Source organism: Kitasatospora fiedleri, assembly GCF_948472415.1.
GTDB classification, from domain to species: Bacteria; Actinomycetota; Actinomycetes; order Streptomycetales; family Streptomycetaceae; genus Kitasatospora; species Kitasatospora fiedleri.
Map to the genome: position 1 here is coordinate 6,080,259 of NZ_OX419519.1, position 12,166 is coordinate 6,092,424.

Below are 12,166 nucleotides of genomic sequence, written 5' to 3' on the forward strand. Positions count from 1 at the left end.
CCGAGCAGCCCGAACCGAGAAGCCCGACCGAGAAGAAGGAACCGCACACCATGACGACGGCCGACCACAAGCCGCAGATCCTCGCCTTCCTCGCCCAGTTCTTCGGCGAGCACCGGCTCGCCGACGACGAGGACATCTTCGCCTCCGGGTTCGTGAACTCGCTCTTCATCATGCAGCTGGTGCTGTTCGTCGAGGGCGAGTTCGGCATCACCGTGGAGGACGAGGACCTGGAACTGGCCAACTTCCGCACGGTGGACGCCCTCGACGCGCTCGTCACCCGCAAGCGGGCCGCCGTGGGCGCCGCCGCGCCGCGCGCCTGACCCGCCGGACCGGAGAGGAGGCAGGAGAGGGACAGATGGCCATCCGAGTGCAACTGACCCCGGGCCAGGCCGCGGCGCGGGAGGAGTACGAGTCCTTCGTCCGGGAGGCCGTGGCCCCCCGCGCGGACGACTGGGACCGCGCCGAGCGGCTCCCCGAGGAGTTCCTGAAGGACTTCGCGGCCCGCGGCCTGCTGGGCGCCGCCGTCCCGGCCGACTACGGCGGCACCGGACTCGACCCGATCACCTTCGGGCTGCTCAACGAGGAACTCGGCCGCGGCTGCTCGTCCGTGCGCAGCCTGGTCACCGTGCACGGCATGGCCTCGTACGCGGTCGCCCGCTGGGGGAGCCGGGCCCAACGCGCCCACTGGCTGCCGAAGTTCGCCACCGGCGAGGCGATCGGCGCGTTCGCGCTCACCGAGCCGGGCGCCGGCAGCGACGTCAAGGGCCTGCGGACGGCCGCCCGGCGCACCGCCGACGGCTACCTGCTGACCGGCGAGAAGCGCTGGACCACCTTCGGCGCCCGCGCCGACGTGTACCTGCTGTTCGCCCGCCTGGACGGTCGGGAGGCGGCCTTCCTGGTGCCCCGCGACGCCCCCGGGCTGACCGTCCGGCCGGTCACCGGCGTGCTCGGCACCAGGGCCTCGATGCTCGCCGAACTCAGCCTGACGGACTGCCCGGTGCCGGACGGCGCGCTGCTCGGCCGCCCCGGCTTCGGGCTGAGCGCCGTCGCCGCCAGCGCCCTCGAACTCGGCCGCTACAGCGTCGCCTGGGGCTGCGTCGGCCTCACCCAGGCGTGCCTGGACGCCTCCCTGGACTACGCCGACCGGCGCGAGACCTTCGGCGTCCGGCTCCGCGACCACCAGCTGGTGCAGCGGATGCTCGCCGACATGGCCACCGGCGCCGCCGCCGCCCGGCTGCTCTGCCAGCAGGCCGGCTGGCTGCGCCAGGACCGCTCCACCGACAGCCTGCACGCCACCTGGCTCGCCAAGTACCACGCCTCCCGCACCGCGTTCCGGTCCGCCTCCGACGCCGTCCAGGTGCACGGCGCGCACGGTTGCGGCGACGCCTACCCGGTGCAGCGCTACCTGCGGGACGCCAAGGTGATGGAGATCATCGAGGGCAGCACCGAACTCCAGCAGACCACCATCGCCGAGTCCGCCTACCACTCCCGCCCGCGCACCGCCCCCACCGCCACCTCCGGCCCCACTCCCACCTCCGGCCCCACTCCCACCGAAAGGGTGACGGCATGACCACCCAGGGCACCGCCGACCCGCAGGAAGGCACCGCCGGCGAGCGGCCCGCCAAGACCGTCAAGTGCGTGGTCTGGGACCTCGACCACACCCTCTGGGACGGCATCCTGCTGGAGGACGGCGAGGCGCCGCTGCGCCCCGGACTGCGCGAGGTCATCGTCGAGCTCGACCGCCGCGGCATCCTGCACTCCGTCGCCAGCCGCAACGACCACGACGCCGCCACCGCCGCGCTGCGCCGGCACGGCCTGCTCGACTACTTCCTCTACCCGCAGATCAACTGGAACGCGAAGTCCTCGTCGATCCGCTCCATCGCCGCCTCGCTCAACCTCGGCCTGGATGCCTTCGCCTTCGTCGACGACGACGCCTTCGAGCGCGGCGAGGTCGCCTTCGAAATCCCCGAACTGCTGTGCGTCGACGCGGTGGACGCCGCGGGCCTCGCCGACCGGCCGGAGTTCTCGCCCCGGTTCGTCACCGAGGACTCCGCCCGCCGCCGCGAGATGTACCTCGCGGACCAGGAACGCACCCGGGTCGAGCAGGAGTTCACCGGCCCGCAGGAGTCCTTCCTCGCCACCCTCGGCATGACGCTCACCGTCCTGCCCGCCCAGGAGGAGGACCTGCGCCGCGCCGAGGAGCTGACCGTCCGCACCCACCAGCTCAACACCACCGGCTACACCTACTCGTACGAGGAGCTCGACGCCTTCCGCCGCTCCGACACCCACGAACTGCTGGTCGCCCGGCTGGAGGACCGGCACGGCCCGTACGGCACCATCGGCCTGGTGCTGCTGGCCGAGGACCCGGGCGCCTGGACGGTCAAGCTGCTGCTGATGTCCTGCCGGGTGATGTCCCGGGGCGTCGGCGGCGTGATCATCAACCTGCTGCGCCGCCGCGCCCGGGCGGCGGGCGTCCGGCTGCTGGCCGAGTACCTGCCCAACGGGCGCAACCGGATGATGCTGATCACCTACAAGTTCACCGGGTTCCGGCAGCTCACCGGCGACGACGGACTGGCGCTGTTCGAGGCCGACCTGACCGACGTCCCCGGCGACCCGCAGTACCTGACCGTGCAGGCGCCGTCCCTCCAGCCGCCGTCCGCCGAGCCGCCGTCCGGGGAACCGCCGTCCGGGGAGGACGCGTCCGGGGAGGGCCCGCGGTGAGCGCGTCCGGCGGGCCGTGGGTGGTCAGGACCGCGCCCCACCCCGGTGCCCGGCTCCGGCTGGTCTGCTTCGCCTACGCCGGGGGCGGCAGCTCGGCGTTCGCCGAGTGGCCGCGCGGCCTGCCGGACGACGTCGAGGTGTGCGCCGTCCGGCTGCCCGGCCGCGAGTCGCGGATCTTCCAGTCGGCCTACACCGACGTCGAGGACCTGCTGCCCGACCTCACCGAGGCGCTGGCCGAGCACTGCCGGCCCCCGTTCGCCCTGTTCGGGCACAGCATGGGCGCGCTGATCGCGTTCGCCCTCACCCGCCGGCTGCGCGCCCTCGGCGCGCCCGCCCCCGAGCACCTGGTGGTCTCCGGCCGCCGCGCCCCGCAGCTCGCCCACAACCGGCCGCTGATCCACCACCTCCCGGAGGAGCAGTTCCTGGCCCGGCTGCGCGAACTCGGCGGCACCCCCGACGCCCTGCTCGCCGACGCCCGGGTGATGCGCCTGGTCCTGCCCGGGCTGCGGGCCGACTTCCAGCTCAACGACTCCTACACCCACCGCCCGCAGGAGCCGCTGCCCGTCCCGATCACCGCCTTCGGCGGCCGCGCCGACCCGGACGTCGACGCCGCGGGCCTGGCCGCCTGGGCCCGGCAGAGCACCGGCGCCTTCACCCTGCGGATGTTCGACGGCGGGCACTTCTTCCTGCACACCGCCCAGGCGGAGGTCCTGGCCGAACTCTCCCGGCTGCTGCGCCGCCCGGCCGACCGCGGCGCCGGAGCGCTCACCCCGTGACCGCGCCCCGACCCGACCACCGGCCGCCCGACCACCGGCCGCCGGGGCACTGGCCGCCCGACCACCGGCCGCCCGGGCACTGGCCGCCGGGCCCCGCCGCGCCCGTCCTCGCCCCCGGCGAGGTGCACGTCTGGCGGGTCCGCCTCGACCTGCCCGCGCCCGCCGTGCGCCGGTACGCGGACCTGCTCGACGCCGGGGAGCGGGCCCGGGCCGCCGGCTGCCGGCTGCCGCTCGAACGCGCCCGCCACGTCACCGCGCACGGCGCGCTGCGCACCGTCCTGGCCCGCTACACCGGACAGGCCCCCGCCGACCTCCGGCTGCACCGCACCGCCCGCGGCCGCCCCCGCCTCGCCCCGGCCCCCGGTACGGACGCCGCCCCGGCCCCCGGCACGGACACCGGCGCGGCGCCCGGCCCGGCGGGGCTCGACTTCAACCTCTCGCACTCCGGTGGCCTCGCGCTGATCGCCGTCACCCGCACCGGCACCGTCGGCGTCGACCTGGAACTGGTCCGCACCGACCTCGACCACCGGGCGATGGCCGCCCGCTTCCTCGACCCGGCCGACGCCCGGCTGATCGCCGCGCTGCCGCCGGCCGCCGGACGGCACGCCTTCTTCACCCGCTGGACCTGGCGGGAGGCGTACGCCAAGGCCGCCGACGTGCCCGTCCCGCGCCGGCTCAGCACCGGCGCACAGGACCCGACGACGATCACCGTCGGTCGGTGGAAACTGAGCAACCTCCCACTGGACAAAGGATATTGTGCGACCGTCGCGGCTTTCGAGCCCTGCGCGCCGGCGCACCGCTGGACCTTGACGCAGGACCGGGCCCGCCGGACGACGCCCATCCGTTCCGCCTGACGAGAACGCGGACGAAAGGAACCGGACCGCATGCCTGACCTGTCCAGCCTCTGGTGGTTCTTCACGGCCTCCCTGGTGCTCCTGCTGATCCCCGGGCCGTCGGTGCTGTACGTCACCGGTCGCACGCTCGACCAGGGGCGCCGGGCCGGCCTGCTGTCCACCCTGGGCCTGGCCTGCGGGGACCTCGTCCAGGTGGTCGCCGCCGTGGTCGGCCTGTCCGCCCTGGTGGCCTCCTCCCAGACGGCCTTCGACGTGGTCAAGTACGCGGGCGCCGGCTACCTGGTCTGGCTCGGCGTCAAGCGCCTGCGCACCCCCGACCCGGACCCGTCCGAGGAGCGGCCCGCGGAGGCGCCCGCCCGCTCGCCGCGGATCTTCTCCGACGGCCTGGTCGTCAACGCGCTCAACCCGAAGAGCACCCTGTTCTTCCTCGCCTTCCTCCCGTCCTTCATCCACAGCGGACACGGGGCGGTCTGGTCCCAGACCCTGGTCTTCGGACTGGTCTTCGTCCTGGTCGGCGTCTGCACCAACGCCGGCTGGGCGCTGCTCAGTTCACTCCTGCGCCAACGCGCCCGGCAGAGCCGCGGCTTCCTCCGCGCGGAGCGGTACATCGTCGCCGGCGTCTTCCTCGTCCTCGCCGCCGCCACCCTGGCGACCGGCCTCACCGGCGGCTGAGCCGCCACGGAGCCGACATGACCGACACCCCCGCCGCCCCGCCCGCGCCCGGCGCCGTCCCGCCCGCGCTAGCCGAGCACCGGCTGCACGCGAACGAGAACCCCTACCCGCCGCTGCCCGGCGTCCTGGAACGGGCCACCGCCGCCCTGCGGACCCTCAACCAGTACCCGGACCCGACCGCCGCCCGGCTGACCGCCGCCCTCGCCGCGCACCTGCGCGTCCCGCCCGCGCACCTGGTGATCGGCCCCGGCTCGGTCGGCGTGCTGTTCCAACTGGTCCGCTCCGCCGCCGGGCCCGGGGACGAAGTCCTGTACGCCTGGCGCTCGTTCGAGGCGTACCCGGAGGCGACCGCACTCGCCGGGGCCACCCCGGTCGCCGTCCCGCTGGCCGCGGGCGAGGTCCACGACCTCGCCGCGATGGCCGCCGCCGTCACCCCGCGCACCAGGGTCGTCCTGCTCTGCAACCCGAACAACCCGACCGGCACCGCCGTCCCGCCCGCCGACCTGGTGACGTTCCTCGACGCCGTCCCCGCCGACACCCTGGTCGTGCTGGACGAGGCCTACCGCGAGTTCGCCCCCGACGGCACCCCCGACGGCGTCGACCTCCACCGCACCCGCCCGAACCTGGCCGTGCTCCGCACCTTCTCCAAGGCGTACGGCCTGGCCGGGCTCCGGGTCGGCTACGCCGTCGCCCACGAGGCCGTCGCCGCCGCGGCCCGGGCCGTGGCCCTCCCGTTCGGCGTCAGCCGGATCGCCCAGGACGCCGCCGTCGAATCCCTCGCCGCCGGCCCCCACCTGCGCCGGCGGGTCGACGCCCTGGTCGCCGAACGCGCCCGGGTCCAGGCCCGGCTGCGGGCCCAGGGCTGGCCGCCGGCCGACTCGCACGCCAACTTCGTCTGGCTCCGGCTGGACGACCGCACCACCGCGTTCGCGGCGGCCTGCACCGCCGCCGGAGTCACCGTCAAAGCCTTCCCCGGCGAGGGCGTCCGCCTCACCATCGGCACCCCCGAGGCCAACGACACTGCCCTCGCCGTCACCGCCGCCTGGCGCGCCTCCGCCGGACAGGATTACCGGCAAGGGGAATTGACCGAACGTCAGACGAGGACGGAGACCGCGCACCCTTGACCGCCCGGACCAACCGGACCGCCCGGACCAACCGGACCGGGCCGCAGTGCCCGCCGCTGGCCGCGCGGTTGCACGCCCTGCTCGCCCGGGACGGTGCCGTCGCCGACCTGCGCCGCTACTACGGGATCGGGCTGCCGCCCGGTGCCGCGCCGTACACCGGCGGCCGGTTCGAGCGGCTGGCCGGTGGCGGGGAGCGCCCGGGCAGCGCCGACCGGTTCACCGCGGACGACCTGATCGCCGTGCAGACCCTGTCGGTGATCGTGCCCGCCCGCGTCGCCCTGGACCTGCTGGAAGGCCCGCTGGGGGAGGACCTGCACGCCCTGCTGCGCGCCGTGCCGGTCGGTCTCGACCTGGCCGACGCCGACCCCGGGCACGTCGCCGACGACGCGCCCGCCGCCCGGGCCTGGCGGCGGCTGTACCGCGAGCCCGGCGTCGGCTGGGTCCTCGCCGGGAAGCTGCTGGCCCGCAAGCGCCCCCGGCTGCTGCCGGTCTACGACCGGGTGGTGCGCTGCGCGCTGGACCGGCCCGACCGGTTCTGGTCGCCGCTGCACGCCGCCCTGCGCGCGGACGGCGGCGCGCTGGCGCACCGGCTGGCGGAACTGCACGCCGCCGCCGACCTGCCGACGGCGGTGAGCGCGCTGCGGGTGTGCGACGTCGTGGTTTGGACGGGCCACCGCGCCGACGGCCACCCCTGCCCCTACTGACCGCGCCGCACGCCGCATGCCTCCGACGCTTCCGGTCCGCCTCCGGTCCGCCCCCGGTCCGCCCCCGGCCCGGTCGCCGGGGCGCGCGGCGGTCAGCGCAGTTGCGCGGGGGACTCGGCGTCCCGGGCGAGCAGCCGGGGTGTGCCGCTGCCGTCGGCGGGGACGGTCCAGGTGTCGGCGCCGGTGCCGTGGTCGTGCGGGAGGCCGTAGGCCACGGTGGTGCCGTCGAGCCAGGCCGCCTGGTCGTCGACACTGCGGGTCTCGGCGAGGGGGGTCTCGGTGCCGTCGGCGAGGAGCAGGACGGTCAGCCGCCAGGTCTGGTCGGGGAGCATCTTCTTGTAGGCGATCCGGGTGCCGTCCGGGGACAGGGACGGGCACTCGACGTTGTCCTTGAGGACCTGGAGGTCGCGCCGGGCGAAGTCGCCGCGGACCAGCGAGCGGTGGCCGCCGGCGGACAGGGTGGCGTAGAAGGTGTTGTCGTCGGTGGTGAAGGTGACGCCCCAGACGTTGGCGTCGGCGGGCAGCGGGCGGCCCTCCTCGGTGAAGCTCTCCAGGGTGCCGACCAGGGTGCCGGTGCGGGTGTCGAGGATGCCGGAGCGGGTGGAGAAGCGCCCGCCGTTGTAGGAGTCGCCCGCGACGAAGACCGTCCAGGCGACCATCCGGCCCGAAGGCGAGACCCGGGCCCGGCTGGGGGTGCCGTTCAGCGGGATGCTGCGCAGCTGGTCCAGGTTCCGGTCCAGGACGGTGAGTTGGTAGGAGCCGGGACTCTCCCGCAGGCACACGCCGGTGCCCGACGCGGCGTACACCCGGGCGCAGTGCAGGTCGGTGCCGGAGCGGGTGCCGTCGGGGTGCTGGAGGGCGAGGGTGCCGCTGGTGGTGTCGCGCAGCAGCAGGCCGGGTCCGTCGAGGGTCACCGCGCGGCGGTCCCCGGCCGGGGCCGGGTGGGCGCGCAGCACGGTGTAGCCGACGGCGACGGCGGCGAGCAGCACGGTGGCGGCGAGGGCGGTCAGGACGCGCCACTTCATCGGGTGGTTCCTTTGAGCAGGGGAGCGGCGGCGGCCATGGCCGCGACGGCGGCCGCGGCGGCGGCCAGACAGGCGGTGGTGCTGCCCAGGTGTTGCCAGGCCAGGCCGAACAGCAGGGAGGAGACCAGGTAGGCCAGGGCCTGGCAGGTCTGGACGAGGGCCAGGCCGGTGGTGCGCAGCTCGGGGGCGGTGAGCGGACCGGCCAGCGCCATCAGGACGCCGTCGGTGGCGGCGTAGAAGGCGCCGTACAGCAGCAGGACGGCCCAGAGCGGGCCGCGCCCGGTGGCCAGCAGGAGGTAGACGGCGAGCAGCGCGCCGTAGCCGCCGAGGGCGACCGGGCGGCGGCCGATCCGGTCGGCGAGCCGGCCCAGCGGCGGGGCGAGCACCAGGTAGGCGCAGGCGGTGCCGACGGCCAGCAGCGGGAAGGTGGTCAGCGGCAGGTCGTCGCGGTGCTGGAGGAGCAGGTAGACGAAGCCGTCGCCGACGGTGGCCAGGCCGAGCAGCGCGGCGCCCGCGCAGACGGCCCGCAGCGGTCCGGCCTTCAGCAGGGCGAGGGCGGCGCGCGGGGAGACGGCGCCGGGCGGCAGCGGCTGCTCGCGGTCGCGGACGAACAGGGCGAGCAGCAGCACGCCGAGCAGGGCGAAGCACAGGCTGGTGACGAAGACGGCGTCCCAGGAGCGGCCCGCCCCGCCGGCCAGCGCGAGCACGCCGAGGGCCACGATCGGCCCGGCGAACGCGCCGAGGCTGTCGAGGGCGCGGTGCGCGCCGAAGGCCCGGCCGAGCTGCTCGCGGGGCGCGGAGAGGGTGATGAGCGCGTCGCGCGGGGCGGTGCGCAGGCCCTTGCCGGTGCGGTCGGCGGCCAGCACGGCGCCGACCGCCGCGGGCGCGGCGGGGGTCAGCAGCAGCCCGACCTTGGCGAGCGCGGACAGGCCGTAGCCGACGGCGGCGACGAGCTTGCGCCGGCGGAGCCGGTCGGCGAGGTAGCCGCCGGCGAGGCGGGTGAGCGCGGTGGCGCCGGTGTAGAGGCCGTCGAAGGCGCCGTACTGGGCGACGCCGAGGTGCAGGCCGAGGACCAGGTAGGCGGGCAGGACGGCGGTGACCATCTCGGAGGAGACGTCGGTGACCAGGCTGACCAGGCCGAGCGCCAGGACGTTCCCGGTCAGCACGCGGCGGGCCGGGGCCCCCTTGAGGGAGGCCCCGGGGCGGGTGTCGGTGAGGTACATCAGCTGAGCGTGAGGTCGTCGAACCAGGTGATGTTGGGGTCGCCGGGGTGGTTGTCGTCGTGGCTGACCAGCTGCACGGTGTACGAGTGGCCGGGGGTGAGCTTGTCGGTGACCTGCTGCCAGGAGCCGTTGGCGGTGCAGGTCTTGGGCAGCGGGGTGCTGGTGCTGCCGCTGGTGTTGTGCTTGACGACGACGGTCGCCCAGGCGTACGCCACGGTGTCCTTGCAGTCGCCCTTCCACCAGAGGGTGAGCTTGGTGACGCCGGGCGGCGCGGTGAAGGTCTGGGTGAGGACGGAGTCGCCGTCGGTGGGCGAGGTGGAGCCCACCGCGGCGGCGTAGGCGCCGGAGTGCGGGGCGGCGGCGATCGCGGTGGTGCCGGTGCGGGTCCAGCCGGTGAACGTGCCGTACTCGAAGCCGCCGTTGACCAGGCCCGGGACCGGGGTGGGCGAGGGGCTGGGCGAGGCCGGGCCGGTGGGGGAGGGTGTGGCGGTGGGCGGCGGCGAGGTGGTCCACACGTCGGTGATCGGGGTCGCGCCGGCGGCGGAGCCCAGCGGGGCGAGGCCGTAGGCGTCCTCCAGCGTCCGCAGCACGCTGTAGTGGTTGATCTGTTCGGCGTAGGCGCCGGGCCGGACCTTCTCGCCGACCATGACGGTGGCGATCTGGTTGACCGAGCTGAAGTTGTCCTCGTCGAAGGTGGCGATCAGCAGGCTGTTGTGGGTCTTGGCCCACTGCGCGTAGCCGTCGAGGTTGTTCTTCAGCCAGGTGTCCCCGGTGCCGACGGCGCAGTCGTGCATGTCGTTGCACATGTCGGGGGTCACGAAGGAGACGGTGGGCAGCTTGCCGTAGTCGGTCGGGAAGGTGCTGAACGGGACGCTGTTGGCGCCGGGCACGTTGTCGAAGTCGACCCACGGCGCGTGCTTGCGCTGGTAGGTGCCGCTGGAGCAGCCGGTGTAGCCGGTCGAGGGGAGCGCCTCGGAGTAGCCCTTGAACGTGTACCCGGCGGAGAGCAGCTGGCTGCCTAGGTTGGCCGTCCCGGTGAAGTTCTTCGGGCAGGAGTCGTCGGTGACGCCCTGCTGGGAGCCGGAGAACAGGGCGAGGTAGTTCGGCTGGCTGGGGTGGGTGACCCCGTAGGACTGGGTGAAGCTCGCGCCCTGCGCGGCCAGGGAGTTGACGTACGGCGCGTTGGCGCTGCCGATGATCGTCGAGTAGTCCTTGTTCTCGAACAGCACGATCACGACGTGGTCCGGGCGGGGTACGGCCGCGGCGGCGGAGGCGGTCGTGGTGCCGGAGAACCCGGTGTCCACGGCCAGTACCGAGCCGACGAGAGCGAGCGCCCCCGCGAGGAGGGAGGCGATCACCGGCTTCCTGATCATTGTGGTCGTCCTTCTTCGGGCGGACGCTCGCGGCGGAGCCGTCCGGGGAACAGGGAGGACCCGGCGGCCGGGGAGGGGACCGGCCGACGGCGGGCGATGCATCATGGCAGGCGGCTGTCTGCACATGTCAATGCTGTTCACCGACTGTCCGCCAACTCGTCGGACAACGGCCGGTTCCGAGCCATCGGGACCGCCACCGCCATCGTTCCCGCCGCCGGACGGCGGTCCACTGCGGGCCTGATCGTGGCCCGGCTGCCGACGGGGCTACGGGGCCTTGACGTCCGACTGCCGGCCGCTCTTCAGCAGGCAGTCCCGGAACTCGTACCAGGGCGCGGTGCCGGTCCAGCGCAGGAAGCCGGTGTCGCCGGTGCCGGCCGTCGCGTTGATGAAGCGGCAGCCGTCGTAGAGCAGCTTGCCCGCGGTGGTCGCGGTCGGCGCGACCACCTGGTGCGCGCCCATCAGGGCGCAGTCCTGGTAGCGGACCATCGGCCCGCGCGAGGGGTTGACGGTGTCGAAGCGGTACACGTGGGTGACGGCGGACGGGGCCCAGCTCTGGAAGGAGTTGGCGGTGTCGTCGCAGGAGACGAAGGTGATGGTGCCCTTGTACCAGGCGGAGTCGATCAACTTGTGTCCGGCGCCGCGCAGTTCGAACCGGATGCCCTGGACCAGCAGCCGCATGGCCGAGTCGGCCCGGGTGGCGGCCTGCGCGCCGAGCTGGAAGACCGTGCCGGTGGAGGCGGCGTCGGTGATGATGTACGAGCCGCCGATGAAGTTCATCGACCCGCCGCGCTCGTTGCGCACGAACACGCCGGACTTGAACTCGGCCTTGCAGTCCCGGAACCAGTAGTTCAGGAACTGGTCCTGCTGCGAGACGGCCGGGGTCATGCCGATCACCAGGAAGGCGTCGGCGTAGGACCCGCCGATCTGGCAGTGGTCCCAGCCCATCTCGCTGTTCAGGTTGGCGGTGGCGGGGCCGTCCAGGCCGATGCCGACCTTCCAGCTGCCGCGCCACTCGACGTCGGTGTACCAGGTGTCCTGCACGCCGTACGCGGCCGAGGACCGGGCGAGGTTGAACGTCGCGGTCGGGTCCAGGCTCTCGAAGGTCAGCCCGCTGATCCGGATGTTGCGGTACCGCTGGTCGTTGGTCCACAGCACGGTGTCCCGCGCGGCCGGCGCGTACGTGATCCGGGACAGCCGCTTGCCGTAGCCGACGATCGCGATGCCGTCCACGACCTTCTTGGCGACCTCGCCGCTGACGTTCGGCAGCAGCGAGTCCGGCTGGTTCAGCAGGTAGTTGCCCGGCGGGACGAGCAGCACCTTGGTCGGCGTCGGGCCGCCCACCGGGTTGACCTGCTCGGTGGCCAGCAGCTCGGCCGCCGCCGCCCGGAACGCCGCGTCGCTGGCCGTCCGTCCGGTCGGGTCGGCCCCCTTCGCCAGGACGTCCACCACGTACCCGTCCACCCCGGTCGCCGCGCCGGCCGCCGCGGCGCTGCCGCCGCCCAGCACCAGGCCCCCGGCCAGCGCCCCGGCCCCGGTGAACCCGGCCCCGGTGAACCCGGCCAGCACCGCCCGCCGCCCGGGCCGCCCCGCCGCCCCGTCGGCCCGCTCCCGGCCGTCGCCGCTCCCTCGCCCCGTGTTCCTGGACACGCGTTCCCCCTCGTGATCGGTCGTCATCGTAGGGGTGTGATCATCTG

12 protein-coding genes are annotated in these 12,166 nt (G+C 74.6%); 8 read left to right on the forward strand and 4 right to left on the reverse strand.

The features are described from left to right. The first annotated feature begins 50 nt into the window (after positions 1-50). The 8 genes from QMQ26_RS27540 to QMQ26_RS27575 are packed head-to-tail and all read left to right on the forward strand — an operon-like array spanning position 51 to position 6,851. A complete protein-coding gene (locus QMQ26_RS27540) occupies positions 51-320 on the forward strand; it encodes an acyl carrier protein (RefSeq protein ID WP_100839920.1) in 270 nt (89 codons plus the stop codon). Positions 321-355: 35 nt separating this feature from the next. Next, positions 356-1,570 carry an acyl-CoA dehydrogenase family protein gene (locus QMQ26_RS27545; RefSeq protein WP_282203065.1) on the forward strand — a complete coding sequence of 405 codons (1,215 nt, stop codon included), beginning with the start codon at positions 356-358 and terminating at the stop codon, positions 1,568-1,570. Further along, positions 1,567-2,721, forward strand: a complete 1,155-nt coding sequence (locus QMQ26_RS27550) for an HAD-IIIC family phosphatase (protein ID WP_282203066.1) — start codon at positions 1,567-1,569, stop codon at positions 2,719-2,721. Before QMQ26_RS27545 ends, QMQ26_RS27550 begins: the two co-directional genes overlap by 4 nt. Beyond that, the gene (locus QMQ26_RS27555) at positions 2,718-3,497 is read left to right on the forward strand and encodes a thioesterase II family protein (protein WP_282203067.1); all 780 of its coding nucleotides are present in this window, start codon (positions 2,718-2,720) and stop codon (positions 3,495-3,497) included. Before QMQ26_RS27550 ends, QMQ26_RS27555 begins: the two co-directional genes overlap by 4 nt. Further along, positions 3,494-4,351: a 4'-phosphopantetheinyl transferase family protein gene (locus QMQ26_RS27560; protein ID WP_282203068.1), complete on the forward strand. Its 858-nt coding sequence runs from the start codon at positions 3,494-3,496 to the stop codon at positions 4,349-4,351. The genes QMQ26_RS27555 and QMQ26_RS27560 overlap by 4 nt, the downstream gene beginning before the upstream one ends. 30 nt (positions 4,352-4,381) lie before the next feature. Next, positions 4,382-5,023, forward strand: a complete 642-nt coding sequence (locus tag QMQ26_RS27565; RefSeq protein WP_100839915.1) for a LysE family translocator — start codon at positions 4,382-4,384, stop codon at positions 5,021-5,023. A 17-nt stretch (positions 5,024-5,040) separates the two neighbouring features. Beyond that, on the forward strand, positions 5,041-6,147 hold the full coding sequence (locus QMQ26_RS27570; RefSeq protein ID WP_282203069.1) for a histidinol-phosphate transaminase: 1,107 nt from the start codon (positions 5,041-5,043) through the stop codon (positions 6,145-6,147). Next, complete coding sequence (locus tag QMQ26_RS27575; RefSeq protein WP_282203070.1) at positions 6,144-6,851, forward strand: DUF6308 family protein; 708 nt, start codon at positions 6,144-6,146, stop codon at positions 6,849-6,851. The genes QMQ26_RS27570 and QMQ26_RS27575 overlap by 4 nt, the downstream gene beginning before the upstream one ends. Positions 6,852-6,943: 92 nt before the next feature. On the opposite strand, the gene QMQ26_RS27580 is transcribed toward QMQ26_RS27575, so the two are convergent. The 4 genes from QMQ26_RS27580 to QMQ26_RS27595 form a co-directional block, all read right to left on the reverse strand. Next, positions 6,944-7,876, reverse strand: a complete 933-nt coding sequence (locus QMQ26_RS27580; RefSeq protein ID WP_100839913.1) for a YncE family protein — start codon at positions 7,874-7,876, stop codon at positions 6,944-6,946. Beyond that, a complete protein-coding gene (locus QMQ26_RS27585) occupies positions 7,873-9,099 on the reverse strand; it encodes an MFS transporter (protein WP_282203071.1) in 1,227 nt (408 codons plus the stop codon). Before QMQ26_RS27585 ends, QMQ26_RS27580 begins: the two co-directional genes overlap by 4 nt. Continuing rightward, positions 9,099-10,472, reverse strand: coding sequence for an alkaline phosphatase family protein (locus tag QMQ26_RS37540; RefSeq protein WP_318552057.1), 1,374 nt, complete (start codon positions 10,470-10,472; stop codon positions 9,099-9,101). The genes QMQ26_RS27585 and QMQ26_RS37540 overlap by 1 nt, the downstream gene beginning before the upstream one ends. A gap of 264 nt (positions 10,473-10,736) precedes the next feature. Then, positions 10,737-12,119 (reverse strand): hypothetical protein, encoded by a 1,383-nt coding sequence (locus QMQ26_RS27595; RefSeq protein ID WP_282203072.1) that lies wholly within the window; start codon positions 12,117-12,119, stop codon positions 10,737-10,739. Positions 12,120-12,166: the final 47 nt, after the last annotated feature.